Origin of the sequence: Mesorhizobium sp. L-2-11 (assembly GCF_016756595.1) — a bacterium.
Classification (GTDB): Bacteria; Pseudomonadota; Alphaproteobacteria; order Rhizobiales; family Rhizobiaceae; genus Mesorhizobium.
The window spans coordinates 644,056-662,915 of record NZ_AP023257.1 but is presented as its reverse complement, the minus strand read 5'-3'; the positions used below and the strand labels follow the sequence as shown (position 1 = coordinate 662,915).

Below are 18,860 nucleotides of genomic sequence, written 5' to 3'. Positions count from 1 at the left end.
TTGTTTCGGAAGCGTCGGTCGCGGTCAAGCGGCCTGATCAAAGACATGAGATCGGGGCTGGAAATTGGCCGGCAACGTCATCAAACTGTGATCTGCTGGCGATACGCGGTCAGTCAAGCAACACGCTCCAGCCATCCCAAAGAGCCAGAGGCAAGCCCCCATGACTGAACATCGCCCCGACGCCCATTTCCGCACCAGCCTGCTCGAGGAAAACGATGGGCCAGGAACCAATCCCACCGACAACCAGACGATGGGCGAAATCATCGCCGCGCGATTCTCGCGCCGTGGTTTTCTGCAGGGATCGCTCGCCGCAACCGCCATCGCCGCCACCGTCAGCCCGCTCGCGCTGATCCTCGCCGACGATGCCCGCGCCGGCGGCGGCTCGGTCTTCAGTTTCGACGAGGTTGAGGCAGGCGTCGACGACAAGCACCATGTCGCCGCCGGTTACGACGCCGACGTGCTGTTGCGCTGGGGCGATCCGCTGTTTGCCGATTCGCCGGATTTCGATCCGACAAAACAGTCGGCGGCGGCGCAGGAAAGGCAGTTTGGCTACAACAACGACTATGTCGGCTTTATCCCGATCGACGGCTCAGCCGAGCATGGCCTGCTGGTGGTCAACCACGAGTACACCAATCCGCATCTGATGTTCCCGGGCCTTGTCACCATCGTCGATGGCGAGGCCAAGCAGGCCCCGCTGAGCAAGGAACAGGTCGACATCGAGATAGCCGCGCATGGGGGCACCATCGTCGAAATTCGCAAGGTATCAGGCAAATGGCAGGTGGTGCGCGACAGCAAGCTCAATCGCCGCATCACCGCCAACACCGAAATGGCGCTGTCCGGCCCCGTCGCCGGCCATGACCGGGTCAAGACCAGTGCCGATCCGACCGGCACCAAGGTCTTCGGCAGCGTCAACAATTGTGCCGGCGGTGTCACGCCCTGGGGCACCTACATCATGGCCGAGGAAAACATACACGGGTATTTCTCGGGCGAGCTGCAGGAAGGCCACAAGGAAGCCGCCAACTACAAGCGCATGGGGATTCCCGAAGGCGCCTACGAATGGGCTGCGCATTACGACCGCTTCGACATCGGCAAGGAGCCCAACGAGCCGAATCGCTTCGGCTGGGTCGTTGAGGTCGATGTCAACGATCCGACCTCGGTGCCGCGGAAGCGCACTGCCATGGGCCGTTTCAAGCATGAGGGCGCCGAATCGGTCGTCGCCAAGGATGGCCGTGTGGTGTTCTACCAAGGTGACGACGAGCGTTTCGATTATGTCTACAAATTCGTCACGGCCGGCAAGTTCAACGCCGAGGACCGCGCCGCCAACATGGATCTTCTCGACGACGGCACGCTCTACGTCGCCAAATTCGCCGAGGACGGTACACTGGAATGGCTGCCGCTGGTTCACGGCCAGGGTCCGTTGACCGCCGAGAACGGCTTTGCCAGCCAGGCCGACGTGCTGATCGGGACAAGGCTTGCCGCCGATCTTCTCGGCGCCACCAAGATGGACCGCCCCGAGGATATTCAGCCCAACCCGACGACCGGCAAGGTCTACGTCATGCTGACCAACAATTCGAAGCGCAAGACGGAGCAGGTCGACGCCGCCAACCCGCGCGCCGAAAACGCTTTCGGCCACATCATCGAGATTGTCGAGGATGGTGGCGATTTCACTGCCACCAAGGGCAAGTGGGAAATCATGTTGAAATGCGGCGATCCCTCGGTGGCCGAAGTCGGCGCCACCTTCTCGACCGCGACGACCGCCAATGGCTGGTTCGGCATGCCGGACAATTGCGCCATCGATGCGGCCGGCCGGCTCTGGGTCTCGACCGATGGCCAGGGCCCGAAGGCGACCGGCCGCACCGATGGCCTGTGGGCGGTCGATACCGAAGGCGAGGCGCGGGCGACATCGAAGCTGTTCTTCCGCGTGCCGATCGGCGCCGAACTCTGCGGCCCGCTGTTCACGCCCGACGACCAGACCGCCTTCGTCGCGGTCCAGCATCCGGCCGATGGCGGCGAGGACTGGGAGGCTTTTGGCCGTCCCTCCTATTATGAGGACCCATCGACCCGCTGGCCCGACTTCAAGCCCGACATGCCGGTGCGTCCGTCGGTCGTCGCCATCACCAAACAGGGCGGTGGCAAGATCGCTGTCTGATTCGCCGCAAGCGCTGGCAGCGCCAAGGAAGGATTTCGTCGATACGAAATCCTTCCTTTCATTCGGCGCGCTGAACCACGGCCACGTTCATCATGCTTCTCAACCTGAAGCCAATGGACTCGTATAATCCTATGGCCGTGGTGTTGCTGGCATAGGCGTGGAGATAGGGAATTTCGCCGCGCGCCGCTATCTGGTTTGCCACGAACAGCGACAGCAGCTTGCCCAGGCCACCGCCCCGAAATTCCGGATGTGAGCACACCCCGCTAAGTTCGGTATAGCCGGGTTGCTTCATGCGTTCGCCGGCCATTGCCGCAAGTCGGCCCTCGATCTTCACGCCCCAAAAATCGCCGAGGCTCAAGGCTTCGAGCGTGAATGGGCCAGGCTTGGTGACCGATGCCAAGGCGAGCATCTCAGCTGCATCGTCTCGCGTCAGACGTTGCACGCGCTTGTCGGAGACCATCTGCAATGGCCGCTCGGCAATCATCTGAACCCCGGGCGCGGTCGAAGTCGCCGAAAGTTCCGCGGGCAGAGCAATGGCGTCCGCCTGAAGCAGGATCGCACTCTCGCCTGGCGACACAAGTTTTCCGAGCGCCTGCAGGCTTTCCGCATCGTCCGCGGCACTGGCGGCGAAGGGAGCGATCGAGGGCCGATACCGCATGGCGAGATCGTCACCCTGCGCGAAGGCCTGGTGTCGCGTCCGAAGCGCACTCCACACGGGACGGTCAAGCAGGTGTTTCATCGCGCGGCACCTTCCGGCTTCTTTACACGACGGTCGAGCGGCGCCGCGGCGAGGCCTTCCTCGATGGCGGCCAGCTGATCAAGAAGTGGCCCGGAAAGATCCGCGCACAGATCCGCGACGGCATCCTCGATGCGCGGCCAGACGTCGTGCTTTGCGACCTCGACCAGCCGCTCGCCGTGCAGGGTGAGGCAGACAATCCTGCGCCGCTGGTCATCATCCGATGGACTGACCTCGACCAGTCCCAATGCGGCCAGAAGCGACACGCTCCGCGTAACCCCTGGCTGCGCGACCCCGAGGGATTGCGCCAGTTCCCCGACTGGCAGCGGGCCCAGCCTGTCGAGCGCAGCGAGCAGCGGGTATTGACTCGACTGAACCGGCACATCGAGGCAGTCGAGCAGGCGCTGCGTATCCGCCTGCAATTGCTCGCCAATACGCTTCAGCCTGCTGCCCAGGCACAGGAAGCCAAGGGATCTTATGACGTCTTCCATAACCGGCCTCCCAGTCAATAACATGATATATAACATTATATGGAAATCAAGCGCCGCCTTCGCATGACTGCCTTTGAGGCGTCGTCACCAGATTTGGTCGTCTTAGGTCGGGAACATCGCTCGGATGCTGGCGCTACGTCGCTTGGGGCAGGCCGTTCGGTCAGGTCCGCAGCCGGTAGCCTGTTCTGAAGATCCACGCGACGATCGCTATGCAGATAAGCAGGAAAACGAAGGTCATGCCGAGGCTGATGCCGATCGAGACGTCGGACTTGCCGTAAAAACTCCAGCGAAAGCCGCTGACCAGATAGAGGACAGGGTTGAACAGCGTCACGGTGCGCCAGGTGCCGGGCAGCATGTCGATCGAATAGAAGCTGCCGCCAAGGAAGGTAAGCGGCGTGATGATCAGCAGCGGCACCAGCTGCAGCTGCTCGAAGCTTCTCGCCCAGATGCCGATGATGAAACCGAACAGGCTGAAGGTCACCGACGTCAGCACCAGGAAGGAGAGCATCCAGAACGGATGCTCGATGGTCAGCGGCACGAACAGCGACGCGGTCCCCAGGATGATCAGGCCGAGTATGATCGACTTGGTCGCCGCACCCCCGACATAGGCGATGATGATCTCCAGATAGGACACCGGCGCCGACAGCAATTCGTAGATCGAGCCGACGAATTTCGGGAAATAGATGGCGAAGGAGGCGTTGGAGATCGACTGCGTCAGCAGCGACAGCATGATCAGCCCCGGCACGATAAAGGCGCCGTAGCTGATACCGTCGATCTCGGTGATGCGCGAGCCGATGGCCGAGCCGAAGACGACGAAATACAGCGATGTCGAGATGACCGGCGAGACGATGCTCTGCAGCACGGTCCGGAAAGCGCGCGCCATCTCCATCTTGTAGATCGCCCAGACTGCTCGCAGGTTCATGCGTCCCTCCTAACCAGATTGACGAAGATCTCCTCGAGCGAGCTGTTTTGCGTGTCGATATCGCGAAACTGGATGCCGGCCGTCTCAAGCTCGCGCAGCAGCGAGGCGACGCCCGGCCGCTCGCTCTGGTTGTCATAGGTGTAGGTCAGTCGATCACCGTCCGGCGAAAGCTCCAGCGCGTAGCGCGACAAATTCTCGGGTATGGTGGCGAGCGGGCTGCGCAATTCCAGCAAAAGCCGCTTGCGGCCGAGCGTGCGCATCAGTTGCACCTTGTCCTCAACCAGCACGATCTCGCCGCGATTGATGACGCCGACGCGGTCGGCCATCGCCTCGGCCTCCTCGATGTAGTGCGTGGTCAGGATGATGGTGACGCCATCCTCGCGCAGCCGGCGCACCATCGCCCACATGTCCTGACGCAGCTCGACGTCGACGCCGGCTGTCGGCTCGTCGAGGAACAGCACCCTCGGTTCGTGCGACAGCGCCTTGGCGATCATCAGCCGCCGCTTCATGCCGCCGGACAGGGTGATCGCCTTGGCGTCCTTCTTGTCCCACAACGACAGGTCGCGCAGCACTTTCTCGATGAAGGCGTGGTTGGCCGGCTTGCCGAACAGGCCGCGGCTGTAGTTGACCGTCGCCCACACGCTCTCGAACGCGTCGATGGTCAGTTCCTGCGGCACCAGCCCGATCAGGCTGCGTGCGGCGCGATAATCCCGGCCGATGTCGTGGCCGTCCACGCTGACCGTGCCCGACGAGCGGTTGACAATGCCGCAGACGATCGAGATCAGCGTCGTCTTGCCGGCGCCGTTCGGCCCGAGCAGCGCAAAAATCTCGCCGCGCTCGATATCGAGGTTGATCTCCTTCAGCGCTTTGAAACCGGTGGCGTAAGTCTTGGTGACCCCGGAAATGGAAATGATCGATGGCATGGTTGAAAACGGCTGCTTGAAAGGAGGTCTGTTGATTTTAGTCCGCTGAATGTCGGTGCGCGCAGCCGGAAGTCAATGGCACTCCTGACAGTTCTGAACATCGGCGCATCCACCGCTGCCGCAGTCCTGCGGCGTTCCGCCTCGCGTGACGCCACGCCGCTTTGACCGCTTGGCGCATCCGGCCTATCTTCCCTGCCATAGCAGCAGCCGGAGCCCACCATGGACCCGCTCATCCTTTCGCGCATCCAGTTCGGCGCGAACATCTCGTTCCATATCCTGTTTCCGGCTATCACCATCGCGCTTGGCTGGATGCTGCTGTTCTTCAAGCTTCGCTACAATGCCACCGGCGATACCGCCTGGATGCGCGCCTATTTCACCTGGGTGAAGGTGTTCGCGCTGTCCTTTGCCATGGGCGTGGTCTCGGGCGTCACCATGAGCTTCCAGTTCGGCACCAACTGGCCGGGCTACATGGAGACCGTCGGCAACATCGCCGGGCCGCTGCTCGCCTATGAGATACTCACCGCCTTCTTCCTCGAGGCGGCGTTCCTCGGCATCATGCTGTTCGGCTTCCGCCGCGTCTCCAACCGCATCCATACGCTGGCAACCGTGCTGGTGGCCGGCGGCACCACCCTGTCCGCCTTCTGGATCATCGCGCTCAATTCATGGATGCAGACGCCGGTCGGCTTCGAGATGCGCGACGGCGTAGCCCACGCTACCGACTGGTGGGCGATCGTCTTCAACCCGTCCATGCCCTACCGGCTCGTCCACATGCTGCTGGCCTCCGGCCTGACGGTTTCGTTCCTGATCGCCGGCCTGTCGGCGCTGCGCTATCTCAATGGCGACCGTTCGGAATCGATGTGGAAGGCCTTGCGAACCGGTGTCTTTACCGCGGCGATCCTGATCCCCATCCAGATCTTCGCCGGCGACCAGCATGGCCTCAACACGCTCGAGCATCAGCCGCAGAAGATCGCCGCCATGGAGGCCAACTGGAACACCGGCCCCCACGTGCCGCTGGTCCTTTTCGCGCTTCCCGACGAGGCGGCAAGGGAGAACAGATACGAGCTCACCATCCCCGATGGCGCCAGCCTCATCCTCAGGCACAGTGCCAGCGGCGTCGTGCCGGGGCTGAACGACTATGCCGGCAACCACCCGCCGGTGTTCCCGGTGTTCTGGGCTTTTCGCATCATGGTCGGTACCGGCGTCCTGATGCTCGTCGTCTCCTGGTCGGCCGCCTTTTTCCTCAAGCGGCGCCACAGCCTGCCGAGACCGCTGGCGCTGGTGATGGTGCCGATGGCGCTGTCCGGCTGGCTGGCGACACTGGCTGGCTGGTACACCACCGAGATCGGCCGCCAACCGTGGCTGGTCACCGGCGTGCTGAAAACTGTCGATGCCGTCGGCCCGGTCGCCGGCAGCCATGTCGCGCTGTCGCTTGCGGTCTATCTCATCCTCTATGCGCTGCTTCTGATCGCCTATCTCGGCGTGCTGGTTTATCTGGCGCTGAAGGCGGCGAAGGACGGCGATGCCTCGCCGCTGCCGGGCGTTCTCGACGCGCCGCTGTCGCAGCCGGCGGCGAAATAGGAGAACGGCGATGATGCTTGACTGGCCGACATTGCTCCCCCTCATTTTCGCCGGCCTGATGGGCCTTGCCATCCTGATCTACGTCATCCTCGACGGCTTTGATCTCGGTATCGGCATCCTGTTCGCAGCCGCCGAGGACGCCGAGCAGGACACGATGATCGCCGCAATAGGCCCGTTCTGGGACGCCAACGAGACCTGGTTGGTGCTGGCCGTCGGCCTGCTGCTGGTCGCCTTCCCGCTGGCCCACGGCACCATCCTCACCGCGCTCTACATTCCGGTCTTCCTGCTGCTGGTCGGCCTGATCCTGCGCGGCGTCGCCTTCGATTTCCGGGCCAAGGTGCCGGCCGGTCGCAAGCATCGCTGGAACCGCATCTTCTTCCTGGGCTCGGTCATCGCCTCGCTGGCGCAGGGCTACATGCTGGGAATCTATGTGCTGGGCCTTGATGTCGGCCTCGGCGGCATGGCCTTCGGCGCGCTGGTGGCGCTCTGCCTTGCCGCCGCCTATGCGGCGATGGGCGCGGCCTGGGTCATCTACAAGACGGAAGGCGAATTGCAGAAGAAGGCGGTGCTATGGCTGCGCCGGGCGTTGGTGCTGACTGCGCTCGGCATGGTCGCCGTCTCGCTGGCCACGCCGCTCGCCAGTCCGCGCATCTTCGACAAATGGTTCGTTTGGCCGGCCATGCTCTATCTGTCGCCGCTGCCGGTCCTGTCGGCGGTGTTGTTCGCGTGGCTGTGGCGGCAGACCTTCCATCTGCCTAAGCCGAACGACCGCCATGCGCTGACGCCGTTCCTGACGCTGGCCGCCATCTTCACGCTGGGTTTTGCCGGGCTCGCCTGGTCATTCTATCCCTTCGTCGTGCCCGACAGGCTGACCATCTGGCAGGCGGCGTCCGCGCCGGAAAGCCTCGCCATCATCCTGGTCGGCACGGTGGTGGTGCTGCCGATCATCATTTTCTATTCGTTCTATGCCTACCGCGTCTTCGGCGGCAAGGCGACGGACCTGACCTACGACTGACAGTTAAATCGCCGAACTGCACAACATTTAGGCAGTCTGCCTGTCGATCGGTATTCGGTCGCGAAGGAAGCCTTCCAGCCGCACCGGGAAAGTCTGATTCACAGCGATTTCGATGGTTTGGCATGTCTGTTGCTTTGCCCTGGCGACCAATTGGTTTGTCAGTCAAAGGGAAAGATAATGAACCGTCGCAATGTCTGCATGCTGGCCTTCGCCGCCGCCGTTGGAATGGCCATGGCTTCGTCTCCGCAGGCGCGGGCTGACGCCTTGAGCGACATCGCGGCGCGGGGCACCGTCCGCATCGCCGTTCCACAGGATTTCCCGCCCTTCGGCAGTGTCGGCGCCGACATGACGCCGCAAGGCTACGACGTGGACATCGCCAATCTGATTGGCGAAAAGCTCGGCGCCAAGGTCGAGATCGTCCCGGTCACCAGCGCCAACCGCATTCCCTATCTCCAGACCAACAAGGTCGACCTGGTCATCTCAAGCCTCGGCAAGAATCCCGATCGCGAGAAGGTCATCGACTTTTCCGAAGCCTATGCTCCCTTCTACAATGGCGTGTTCGCTCCGGCAGATGTCGCGGTCGCCAAAGCGGCAGACCTCGCCGGCAAGACCGTTGGCGTTACCCGTGGCGCGATCGAAGATCTCGAACTGACCAAGGTCGTGCCCGCGAGCGTCGAGATCAAGCGCTACGAGGACAATAACGGCACTATTTCCGCTTTCCTTTCGGGCCAGGTCGAGGTGATCGCGACCGGGAATGTCGTCGCCGCCGCCATCCTCGAAAAGAACCCGCCCAAGCGGCCGGAACTCAAATTCCTGATCAAGAACTCGCCTTGCTACATCGGCATGAACAAGGAGCAGCCGGCGTTGATGGCCAAGATCAACGGCATCATCGCCGCCGCCAGGTCCGACGGCGCGCTCAACGCGATTTCGCAAAAATGGCTGAAGGTGGACCTGCCGGCTGACTTGTGATCGCCGCCCCGCGTGTGGTTGAGGTCGGAAGGGTGGCTGAGGTCGGATAGCAGGCCATGACCTATCAGTTCGATTTCGGCTGGCTGATCGATTCTCTGCCGGTGCTGCTCAAGGGCATCCGGATCACCGTGCAGCTTATCCTGGTCGGCGCGGTGTTCGGCGTGGCATTGGGCATTGCCTGTGCCTGGGTGCGGGCGCTGGGGCCGAAATGGCTAAAACCAGTCGTCGCGACCTATGTCGAGCTGATCCGCAACACGCCCTTCCTCATCCAGCTGTTCTTCATCTTCTTCGGCCTGCCGTCGCTTGGCATCAGGATGTCGGAACTGAGCGCCGCCAACCTCGCCATGATCGTCAATCTCGGCGCCTACAGCTGCGAGATCATCCGCGCCGGTATCCAGGCCACGCCACGCGGCCAGTTCGAAGCCGGCGCCAGCCTCGCCATGACCCCGTTCCAGACCTTCTGGTACGTGGTTCTGGTCCCGGCGCTGCAGCGCATATGGCCTGCGCTGTCGTCGCAGATCGTCATCGTCATGCTGGGTTCGGCCGTCGTTTCGCAGATCGCCGCCGAGGACCTGACCTTCGCCGCCAATTTCATCCAGTCGCGCAATTTCAGGGCGTTCGAAACCTACTTCGTTTCCACCTTGATCTACCTGGCGCTCGCAATCCTGCTGCGCCAGCTGCTGGCCGGCCTGGGCTGGATGCTGTTTCCGAGGAAGGCGTCGCGATGAGACAGGCGCCATGACCGAGTTCAGCTTCTGGGACATCCTGCGCAACCTGCTTCTGGCCGCCCGCTGGACCGTCGTCCTCTCGCTGGTCTCCTTTGTCGGCGGCGGCATGGTCGGTGCGGCCCTGCTTTTCCTGCGCATCGGCGGCCGGCACTGGCTGCGGCTTCTGTCACGCGGCTACATCCAGCTGTTCCAGGGCACGCCGCTCCTGATGCAGCTATTTCTGGCTTTCTTCGGTCTTGGCCTGTTCGGCATCGACGTTCCCGCTTGGCTTGCCGCCTGTGTCGCGCTCATTCTGTGGACCGCCGCCTTCCTTGCCGAAATCTGGCGTGGGTGCGTCGAGAGCATTGCCAAGGGCCAATGGGAGGCGTCCGCCAGCCTCGGCATGGGTTATCTCCAGCAGATGCGTTACGTCATCCTGCCGCAGGCGCTAAAAGTGGCGGTGCCGCCGACCGTCGGCTTTTCGGTGCAGGTGGTGAAGGGCACCGCGCTCACGTCGATCATCGGCTTCGTCGAGCTGTCGAAGGCCGGTTCGATCGTCACCAACGCGACGTTCCAGCCGTTCACCGTTTATGGCCTGGTTGCGCTCATCTATTTTGCCTTGTGCTGGCCGCTGTCGAAATCCAGCCAGCTCCTGGAAAGGAAGCTCAATGTCGCTCATCGCAATCACTGAGGTGAAGAAGCGCTTCGGCGACAACGAGGTGCTGAAGGGGATTTCCATCGACGTCGCGCCGGGCGAGGTCGTCGCCATCATCGGCAAGAGCGGTTCGGGCAAGTCGACGCTGCTGCGCTGCATCAACGGGCTGGAGACCATCGATGAAGGCTCGATCGTCGTCGCCGGCGCCCAGTTCCTGCCCGACGAGGTGCATCTCAAGGCGCTGCGCCTGAAGGTCGGCATGATCTTTCAGCAATTCAATCTGTTCCCGCATCTCACCGCCGGCGGCAACGTCATGTTGTCGCAGATGGTGGTGAAGAAGACGCCGAAAAAGGACGCCGAAGCGGTCGCGCGAAAAATGCTCGACCGCGTCGGTCTCGCCCACAAGTTCGATGCGCTGCCGGACGAATTGTCCGGCGGCCAGCAGCAGCGCGTGGCGATCGCCCGAGCGCTCGCCATGCAGCCGATCGCGCTGCTATGCGACGAGATCACCTCGGCGCTCGATCCCGAACTCGTCGCCGAGGTGCTGGCCGTCGTCAAGGAATTGGCGGCGGAAGGCATGACGCTGGTGATGGTCACCCACGAGATGCGCTTTGCCCGCGACGTCTGCTCGCGCGTCGTCTTCATGCATCAAGGCCGCGTCCACGAGATCGGCGCCCCCGAGGACGTTTTTTCCAATCCCAGGACGCCGGAGCTCCGGCAGTTTCTGGGCGTGCAATAGCGGGCATTGTTGCCCGCGCGCTGTCCTGGCGCGTCGCAAAAGATCAGCTCTTGTTGGCGGCCATCACCAGCACCGGCTTGTCGCTGTAGAGGTCCGGGAATAACGTTTTCAAATTCTCGATCTTGGGCAGGTCGTTGTAGACGATGTAGGGATAGGTCGGGTTCAGCGTCAAAAAGTCCTGGTGGTAGTCCTCGGCCGGATAGAATTTTTTCCCCGTCTCCAGCGTGGTCACGATCGGCTCCGGAAACAGCTTGGCCTTGTCGAGCTGCGCGATATAGCTCTCGGCGATCTTCTTCTGCGCATCGTTTTCGGCAAAGATCGTCGAACGGTATTGCGGGCCGCGGTCCGGTCCCTGGTAGTTCAGCTGCGTCGGGTTGTGCGCGACCGAGAAATACACCTGCAGCAACTGGCCGTAAGTGACTTTGGACGGCTCGTAGATGATCTCGACGGCTTCGGCATGCCCGGTCCGGCCGGTGCCGACCGTCTCGTAGTCGGCGGTGTCCTTGTCGCCGCCGGCATAGCCGGAGACGGCGCTGGTCACGCCCTTGACGTGCTGGAACACGCCTTGCACGCCCCAGAAGCAGCCGCCGGCGAAGATCGCCCTGGCGGTGCCGGCGGCCGGTTTTTCGTCCATAGCCGGTGGCGGGATCACCACCGCCTCCTCGGCCGAGATCGCCGGCGTCTGCCACAAGCCGGCGCCGGCCGCCGCGAGCATCAGCGCTGCAAGCGCGCCCCAGGCGAATTTGGTCAATCGTTTCGCGGCGGTTTTTTCAATGCCGGTCATCTCTGATCTCCCTGCATGAGTTTTCGACTATACGACAGATAGGTTCGTCGCGGTCTCACATTGCCGTGCGGGCGTCGGTCGGACCCCGTCCGGACGCGGCCTACTTGGCCGTCCCCATTGCGTCGCAGGTCTTGGTCGCCTCGTCCTTCTTCATCGCGTCGGTTTCCATGGCAGCCTTGTCCATGCAGTCCTTCAGCTTTTCGGCCGCCATCGGATCCGCGGGCTTCATCGCGTCGGTCGCCATCGCATTGGCCGGCTTCATCGCATCTTCGGCGCGCGCAATGCCGCCGGCAAAAAGCGCCGTCGAGCAAAGCGCGAAGGCAAGCGCCGGCAAGGTCAGGCGGGTGAAATTGGTCATGAATGGGACTCCCAAGGTTGGTGGCGCGCCGGAATGGCGATCACATCAGCTGTTCGCCGTTGCCTCGCCCTTCGTTACAGCCATCACCGCTTCGTGATCGCCGCCTCCGCCCGTTCTCGAATTGGCCTCCAGATAAGAACGCCGCCCGGTGGCGGGCGACGTTGAGCATGCATTTCTTCGATTAAGGTCGAGCGTTAACGCCGTTTCCCGTCCAGCGCTATTGCGTAAGCACCGTTTGCGAAGGCCGTTGATTGAAGTCGCACTTGCCGGTCACGGTGTAGAAGAAGTCGGCGTTGGATACCGGAGCCGGCACGGGATTTCCGCCGTCCTCCCAGGCCTGCTGGCTGGATTGGCCGCACGGCACCGCGGTGAAGATGTCCACCTTTTCGCCGTTCGCGACCTCGACGCCGTCGATGTACAACCGGTTCGATGTGCTCGGGTCATTCGACTTGAGCTTGGGTGGCTGAGCCGACGGCACATCCATCTGCAGGTAAAGGCTGTCCATCAGGCTGACATCAATCACCGCGCCGGCGCCGTTCGCGGGGTACATGGTGTTGGTGCAGGTGGTCAGGTATTTCTTGTTGCCGCTAACCTGTGTGATCGCCCCGGTTGGCAGGTTATTGAAATTCTGCACCGTCTTGGTCGTGCATTTTTGTTCCTGGACCTTCGTCTCCGTCGCCCCATTGACCGTATACACTGTCGACGTGCCGTAGCCTTTCGGATCACCAAAATTGTTGTAGACATAGGTGATCTTCATCAACGGGTTAGCCACCGTCGCACCGAACTTCGTCCCGTAGAGCGTCATTACCTTGCCCCAGTGGCCCGACACCTTTTGGACGTTGAACGTGGTCTGCACCAGCGCCGGCCTCTTGCGCACGGCCGACGCGACGCCGATCTGCACCGTGTCGATGCGGGCAATCTGCATGAAGTTCGTCGGCATGGCAAAGCTGGCCGAAGCATTGATGCTGGCGGTGCCGTCGGCGGCGACGACGAAGCCGTCGAGCTTGGCGGTGCCTTGCCCGCTATTGGCCGCAAACGACTCCTGCAGTTTTACCTGACGGTCCGCCAATGACGTGCTGGTCGGCAGCGTCGTGATCGCCAGGGTCGCGGCATCGAGCGCATTCTGCATCGAGCCCTTGGTCGCAATGGCCGCGTTATAGTCGACCGAAAGGCCCAGAGCGGCACACATCGGGATAAGTATGATGGCGAGTATCGGCGCCAAGGAGCCGCTCTCGGAACTGAGAAAGTGGCTTCCGGACAGTGGCATTTCGCGTTCCCCAAACGGTAACAGGTCGTGGCCTACCACGCAGGACGCGAACTATGCCCTACTCTGATGGAGCAAAGTTTAACGACGTGCGCCGCCGGCGGCTCATGCGGCGCCCGGCCGCTTGCCCGGGCAAGCTGCCCCTGCTAAAGCGCCGACATGACCACGCCGATCAAGAACATCCGCAATTTCTCCATCGTCGCCCATATCGACCATGGCAAATCCACGCTTGCCGACCGGCTGATCCAGCTGACCGGCGGGCTGGAGCTGCGCGACATGAAGGAGCAGGTGCTGGACTCGATGGATATCGAGCGTGAGCGCGGCATCACCATCAAGGCGCAGACCGTGCGGCTGAAGTACCGCGCCAACAATGGTGAGGACTATATCCTCAACCTAATCGACACGCCCGGCCATGTCGACTTCGCCTACGAAGTGTCGCGGTCGCTGGCCGCCTGCGAAGGCTCGCTGCTGGTCGTCGATGCCTCGCAAGGCGTCGAGGCGCAGACGCTGGCCAATGTCTACCAGGCCATCGACAACAATCACGAAATCGTCGTGGTGCTGAACAAGGTCGACCTGCCGGCCGCCGAGCCCGAGCGCATCCGCGAGCAGGTTGAGGAGGTGATCGGCATCGACGCCTCCAACGCCGTGCTGATCTCGGCCAAAACAGGGCTCGGCATTCCCGATGTGCTGGAGGCGATCGTCAACGATTTGCCGCCGCCGCGCGAGGGCGACATTGCTGCTCCGTTGAAGGCGATGCTGGTCGACAGCTGGTACGACGCTTATCTCGGCGTCATCGTGCTGGTCCGCGTCATCGACGGCGTGCTGAAGAAGGGCCAGACCATTCGCATGATGGGCACCGGCGCCAAATACCTGGTCGAGCGCACCGGCGTCTTCACCCCGGCCCGCATCAATGTCGACGAACTCGGCCCCGGCGAGTTCGGTTTCTTCACCGGCTCGATCAAGGAAGTCGCCGACACCCGCGTCGGCGACACCATCACCGAGGACAGGCGCCAGACAGCAAAAGCCCTGCCCGGCTTCAAGCCGGCGCAGCCGGTGGTGTTCTGCGGCCTTTTCCCGGTCGACGCCGCCGATTTCGAGGATCTGCGCGCCGCCGTCGGCAAGCTGCGCCTCAACGACGCTTCTTTCTCCTTTGAAATGGAAACCAGCGCCGCGCTCGGTTTCGGCTATCGCTGCGGGTTCCTCGGCTTGCTGCATCTGGAAATCATCCAGGAGCGGCTGGAGCGCGAGTTCAATCTCGACCTCATCGCCACAGCGCCGTCGGTCGTCTACCGGCTGCTGTTGAACGACGGCACGACCAAGGAATTGCACAACCCGGCCGACATGCCCGACGTGGTCAAGATATCGGCCATCGAAGAGCCGTGGATCCGCGCCACCATCCTCACCCCGGACGAATATCTCGGCGGCATCCTAAAACTCTGCCAGGACCGGCGCGGCATCCAGGCCGATCTGTCCTATGTCGGCAAGCGCGCCATGCTGACCTACGACCTGCCGCTCAACGAGGTCGTCTTCGACTTTTACGACCGGCTGAAGTCTATCTCCAAGGGCTACGCCTCCTTCGACTATCATTTGACCGACTATCGCGAGGGCGACCTGGTTAAAATGTCGATCCTGGTCAATGAGGAGCCGGTCGACGCGCTGTCGATGCTGGTCCACCGCACGGCGGCGGAAAAGCGTGGCCGGCTGATGTGCGAGAAGCTGAAGGAGCTGATCCCGCACCATCTGTTCAAGATCCCGATCCAGGCGGCGATCGGCGGCAAGGTCATCGCCCGCGAAACCATCTCGGCGCTGCGCAAGGACGTCACCGCCAAATGCTACGGCGGCGACGTCTCGCGCAAGCGCAAGCTGCTCGACAAGCAGAAAGAGGGCAAGAAGCGGATGCGCCAGTTCGGCAAGGTGGACATCCCACAGGAGGCGTTTATCCAGGCCTTGAAGATGGGCGATTGAGGGGTGACGCTGGAATCTCCCCCCTCGAGGCAGGGCTGTCCGGGGAAAGTTATTCATAAATGAAGGCCATCTGATTGGGAGAGGCTCGGTCCCTTGGTCGGCTTGGATTGACCGGTGGCGGCTTATCGATGGTGTGCAGTTTCCGCCGCCCGAACAAGTATTGAGCGACCAGTTCTGTGAACCTCAAGATAGGAATAGTGACGCGGCGGGTGCGCGCGACAATGCGCAGCAGCGCAAAGGCGATCATTGCGGCAAAGAGTTGCAGGCGGATTGCATTGCCGTTGTTGCCGAGGAACTTGCGGATCTTGAGGTGCTGCTTGATCCATCGGAACAGAAGCTCGATGTGCCAGCGGCCTTTGTAAAGCCGTCCAATCTCGACGGCAGAGCGCTCCAGATCGTTGGTCAAAAGCGTGATGGTGTCGCCCGTTTCGCGCTGAACGCGCAGGCGACGCAGCCGCATCGGCAGCTTGCAAGCAGCCTTGCTGACCAAGCTTACCTCACTGTCTTCCACAACCAGGAAGCCGTCGCCCTGCGGCTCGGCTATAGGGCGATCACGCAGCAGCGCCAGCCTCATGTTGGATTTGGGCCGCGTCACGAAGATCGATCCGGCTTCGGCGATCGCCGTCCACCAGCCATAATGGCAGTAGCCCTTGTCGAACACGTAGGTCGCTCCAGCTTCGATCGTGATCTGGCGACCGACCTGGGCGTCGTTGACGTTGGCGTCGGTGATGTCGAGGATGCGCGGACAGTCGGTCTTCGGGTCATAGACGACATGCACCTTCATGCCGCGGATGCGCCCGTTCGACTTGGCCCAATCGCACAGTTTGCCGAGCGGAATGGGGGTCGAGTCGATCAGCCGCAGCATCGCTTCGCCCTCGCGCCGCATTTGCCTGTCGAGCAGGTTCGCCACCAGACCGAACGCCTCGGCAAAGATGGCGACCGGACGCCGTCTGTTGGCATCCGACAAGGTCGAACGCATCAACGGACCGCTGCCCAGGTGATAATGATGCTGGCTGTTGGCGTTCCAGCCGGCTTCCAGGCCACGCAAGCTGCTGCTGCCGCAGAACTGGGCATAGATCAGCGCCACCAGATGATCCCAGCTTCTGAACGATTTGTCGTACGCATCCCCGTCGTGGCGATCCACAATTGCTTGGAATTGACGCCGATCGATGGGTTCAAGAAGCTGCCCGAAGATGCTAGGTGCAAAGCGCATGCCCCGTTCCTTTTCTGAGTCTCGACAACCAGAGAAAAGACGGACAAACCCCGTTTTACGGGGCATGCACATGTGGCATTTCGATTCACTCAAAACTTTCCCCGGACAGCCCTGCCCTCGAGGGGGAGATGGCCGGGAGGCCAGAGGGGGTTGTCTCGCGTGGGGCGCCATCCTCGTCTGTCCACAATAGGGAGCCGTGTCAGGACGTACCGACCCCCTCTGTCGCCTTCGGCGACATCTCCCCCTCAAGGGGGAGATCATGCGCCCTTGGCCCAGCGCTCGCTCCTTTATCGGCCGGCCGGTATCGGCTAAGGGCGGGGAGCAAAATCCCGGATCCGCCAATGACCGCCAAATCCTCCCCTCTGTTTCTCGGCATCGACACCGGCGGCACCTATACCGATGCCGTGCTGTGGTCGGAAGCCGGCGGCCCTCGTGGAAAAGTGCTGGCCAAGGCCAAGGCGCTGACCACCCGCCATGATCTGGCGGTCGGCATTTCGGGCGCGGTCGATGCTGTGCTGGAAAAATCCGCCACCGATCCGGCAGCGATAAAACTGGTGTCGATGTCGACGACGCTTGCCACCAACGCGCTGGTCGAGGGACAGGGCGGCCGCGTGGCGCTGGTGATGATCGGCTTTGCCGAGGGCGACCTTGCCCGCGACGGGCTGAAGGCCGCACTTGGCACCGACCCCGTCGTATTCTGCTCAGGCGGCCACGACGTCCACGGCAATGCGGCAAAACTCGACCTGTCCGGGCTGGAGGCCGCGCTGCCGGAACTCGGCGCCTCGGTGTCCGGCTTTGCCGTCTGCGCCTATTTCGCCACCCGCAACCCGGCGCATGAGCTCGCCGCTCGCGACCTCATCCGCGAAAAGACCGGCCTGCCGGTCACCGCCAGCCACGAGCTGTCGGCCAAGCTCGGCGGCCCGCGCCGGGCGCTGACGACGCTGCTCAACGCCAGGCTGATCTCGATGATCGACCGGCTGGTGGCGGCGACCGAAGGATTTCTTGCCGCGCGCGGCATCTCCGCCCCACTGATGGTGGTGCGCGGCGACGGCGCGCTGGTTTCGGCCGCCTTCGCCCGCCAGCGGCCGATCGAGACGATTCTTTCAGGCCCGGCCGCCAGCCTTGTCGGCGCTCGCCACATGACCGGCCTCGACGATGCAGTCGTCTCCGACATCGGCGGCACCACCACCGACGTTGCCGTGCTCGACCAGGGCCGTCCCAGGCTCGATCCGGAAGGCGCCACCGTCGGCGGCTTCCGCACCATGGTCGAGGCGGTGGCCATGCGCACCTTTGGGCTCGGCGGCGATTCCGAAGTGACGCTGGAGGACGGCGCGCTCAACCCAAGAATCCTGCTCGGGCCGCGCCGCCTGGTGCCGCTTGCGCTGGCCGGCATGATGCATGGCGAAGCGCTCACATTAGAGCTCGAACGCCAGCTGCGGGCGGCCAATCCCGCCCGCATGGATGGTCGCCTGGCGGTCAGGACCGGCGTGCCGGAGCGGCTGGCGGCCGGCCTCACCGGCGCCGAGGCCAAGCTTTATGAGCTGATCGGCTCGACCCCGCTCGCCGTCGACCGGCTTTTGACCTCGAACGCCCAGAACGCCACTTTGAATCGGCTGGTGTCGCGCGGGCTGGTGCATGTTGCCGGCTTCACGCCGTCGGACGCCGCCCATGTGCTGGGCAAGCAGGCCAACTGGGATGCCGCCACGGCCCGTTTGGGCGCCGAACTGTTCGCCCGCAAGCGCGACGGCCGCGGGCAGGCGATCGCTGCTTCGCCGGAGGCGATCTCGGAACGGGTGCTGACCGCGCTGACCCGGCTGTCGGCGGAAGTCATCCTCGAAACCGCCTTTGCCGAGGACGGGCTGGATGGCGCGGCGACCGTCGCGCACGCGCTGGTCCAGCGCGCTGTCGATTCCCATCCCGGCATCGCCCGGTTGAGCGTCGCGCTCGACCGCCCGGTCATCGGCCTCGGCGCCTCGGCGCCGCTGCATTATGCCGGGCTCCCACCGCTGGTCGGCAACGGCTGCGTGGTCCCCGAGGATACGGACGTTGCCAATGCGCTCGGCGCCGTCGTCGGCCAGGTCAGGGTTTCGGCGGAGGCGCGGGTCAGCCAGCCCAAGGAGGGGCTGTTTCGAGTCGCCTCGGGCGAAACCGTGCGGGATTTTCTAGACGAGGCGGCAGCGATCGCGGCGGCGGAAACCGACGTGCGCGCCATTGCCGCCGGGCGGGCCAGGGACGCCGGCACCGACAGCGCCGAGATCGAGGTCGCCAGCGAATTCCGCGTCTCGACCGTCGAGGGCCAGCGTATGTTCATCGAGGCGCATGTGGTGGCAGTGGCGTCGGGCAGGCCAAGGATCGCGGTGTAGGGCGGTTAATCTCCCCCCTCGAGGGGGAG

Annotated in this window: 17 protein-coding genes; 9 read left to right on the top strand and 8 right to left on the bottom strand. The window is 63.1% G+C overall.

What is annotated here, in order from left to right; all coding sequences use genetic code 11:
* Nucleotides 1-160: 160 nt before the first annotated feature.
* Nucleotides 161-2,149 carry a PhoX family protein gene (locus tag JG739_RS03100; protein WP_202365192.1) on the top strand — a complete coding sequence of 663 codons (1,989 nt, stop codon included), beginning with the start codon at nucleotides 161-163 and terminating at the stop codon, nucleotides 2,147-2,149.
* 58 nt (nucleotides 2,150-2,207) lie between these two features.
* Here the strand turns inward: JG739_RS03100 and JG739_RS03095 are convergent, their stop codons facing one another.
* The 4 genes from JG739_RS03095 to JG739_RS03080 all read right to left on the bottom strand — a co-directional run bounded on the left by JG739_RS03095 (nucleotide 2,208) and on the right by JG739_RS03080 (nucleotide 5,221).
* Nucleotides 2,208-2,888 (bottom strand): GNAT family N-acetyltransferase, encoded by a 681-nt coding sequence (locus tag JG739_RS03095; RefSeq protein WP_202365191.1) that lies wholly within the window; start codon nucleotides 2,886-2,888, stop codon nucleotides 2,208-2,210.
* Complete coding sequence (locus JG739_RS03090) at nucleotides 2,885-3,376, bottom strand: MarR family winged helix-turn-helix transcriptional regulator (protein ID WP_202365190.1); 492 nt, start codon at nucleotides 3,374-3,376, stop codon at nucleotides 2,885-2,887. The genes JG739_RS03095 and JG739_RS03090 overlap by 4 nt, the downstream gene beginning before the upstream one ends.
* Before the next feature lie 160 nt (nucleotides 3,377-3,536).
* Nucleotides 3,537-4,298, bottom strand: a complete 762-nt coding sequence (locus tag JG739_RS03085) for an ABC transporter permease (RefSeq protein WP_202365189.1) — start codon at nucleotides 4,296-4,298, stop codon at nucleotides 3,537-3,539.
* Entirely contained in the window at nucleotides 4,295-5,221 is a 927-nt protein-coding gene (locus JG739_RS03080; protein WP_202365188.1) for an ABC transporter ATP-binding protein, read from the bottom strand. The genes JG739_RS03085 and JG739_RS03080 overlap by 4 nt, the downstream gene beginning before the upstream one ends.
* Nucleotides 5,222-5,440: 219 nt before the next feature.
* Here JG739_RS03080 and JG739_RS03075 point away from each other — a divergent pair, with 219 nt between their 5' ends.
* The 6 genes from JG739_RS03075 to JG739_RS03050 all read left to right on the top strand — a co-directional run bounded on the left by JG739_RS03075 (nucleotide 5,441) and on the right by JG739_RS03050 (nucleotide 10,884).
* The gene (locus tag JG739_RS03075; protein ID WP_202365187.1) at nucleotides 5,441-6,799 is read left to right on the top strand and encodes a cytochrome ubiquinol oxidase subunit I; all 1,359 of its coding nucleotides are present in this window, start codon (nucleotides 5,441-5,443) and stop codon (nucleotides 6,797-6,799) included.
* 10 nt (nucleotides 6,800-6,809) lie between these two features.
* Entirely contained in the window at nucleotides 6,810-7,814 is a 1,005-nt protein-coding gene (locus JG739_RS03070) for a cytochrome d ubiquinol oxidase subunit II (RefSeq protein ID WP_202365186.1), read from the top strand.
* A gap of 198 nt (nucleotides 7,815-8,012) precedes the next feature.
* Entirely contained in the window at nucleotides 8,013-8,783 is a 771-nt protein-coding gene (locus JG739_RS03065; protein WP_202367319.1) for a transporter substrate-binding domain-containing protein, read from the top strand.
* A gap of 56 nt (nucleotides 8,784-8,839) precedes the next feature.
* Nucleotides 8,840-9,511, top strand: a complete 672-nt coding sequence (locus JG739_RS03060) for an amino acid ABC transporter permease (protein ID WP_202365185.1) — start codon at nucleotides 8,840-8,842, stop codon at nucleotides 9,509-9,511.
* A gap of 10 nt (nucleotides 9,512-9,521) precedes the next feature.
* On the top strand, nucleotides 9,522-10,181 hold the full coding sequence (locus JG739_RS03055; protein WP_202365184.1) for an amino acid ABC transporter permease: 660 nt from the start codon (nucleotides 9,522-9,524) through the stop codon (nucleotides 10,179-10,181).
* Entirely contained in the window at nucleotides 10,159-10,884 is a 726-nt protein-coding gene (locus JG739_RS03050) for an amino acid ABC transporter ATP-binding protein (RefSeq protein ID WP_027154711.1), read from the top strand. The genes JG739_RS03055 and JG739_RS03050 overlap by 23 nt, the downstream gene beginning before the upstream one ends.
* A 43-nt stretch (nucleotides 10,885-10,927) precedes the next feature.
* Here the strand turns inward: JG739_RS03050 and msrA are convergent, their stop codons facing one another.
* The 3 genes from msrA to JG739_RS03035 form a co-directional block, all read right to left on the bottom strand.
* On the bottom strand, nucleotides 10,928-11,668 hold the full coding sequence (msrA, locus tag JG739_RS03045) for a peptide-methionine (S)-S-oxide reductase MsrA (RefSeq protein ID WP_202365183.1): 741 nt from the start codon (nucleotides 11,666-11,668) through the stop codon (nucleotides 10,928-10,930).
* Nucleotides 11,669-11,768: 100 nt separating this feature from the next.
* The gene (locus JG739_RS03040; RefSeq protein ID WP_202365182.1) at nucleotides 11,769-12,026 is read right to left on the bottom strand and encodes a hypothetical protein; all 258 of its coding nucleotides are present in this window, start codon (nucleotides 12,024-12,026) and stop codon (nucleotides 11,769-11,771) included.
* A gap of 217 nt (nucleotides 12,027-12,243) precedes the next feature.
* A complete protein-coding gene (locus JG739_RS03035) occupies nucleotides 12,244-13,248 on the bottom strand; it encodes a TadE/TadG family type IV pilus assembly protein (protein WP_342216432.1) in 1,005 nt (334 codons plus the stop codon).
* 201 nt (nucleotides 13,249-13,449) lie between these two features.
* Here JG739_RS03035 and lepA point away from each other — a divergent pair, with 201 nt between their 5' ends.
* On the top strand, nucleotides 13,450-15,255 hold the full coding sequence (gene lepA / locus JG739_RS03030) for a translation elongation factor 4 (protein ID WP_202365181.1): 1,806 nt from the start codon (nucleotides 13,450-13,452) through the stop codon (nucleotides 15,253-15,255).
* Nucleotides 15,256-15,304: 49 nt separating this feature from the next.
* On the opposite strand, the gene JG739_RS03025 is transcribed toward lepA, so the two are convergent.
* Nucleotides 15,305-16,468: an IS4 family transposase gene (locus tag JG739_RS03025; RefSeq protein ID WP_202362951.1), complete on the bottom strand. Its 1,164-nt coding sequence runs from the start codon at nucleotides 16,466-16,468 to the stop codon at nucleotides 15,305-15,307.
* Nucleotides 16,469-16,809: 341 nt separating this feature from the next.
* On the opposite strand from JG739_RS03025, the gene JG739_RS03020 reads away from it, so the two are divergent.
* A complete protein-coding gene (locus JG739_RS03020) occupies nucleotides 16,810-18,831 on the top strand; it encodes a hydantoinase/oxoprolinase family protein (protein WP_202365180.1) in 2,022 nt (673 codons plus the stop codon).
* The last annotated feature ends 29 nt before the right edge of the window (nucleotides 18,832-18,860 follow it).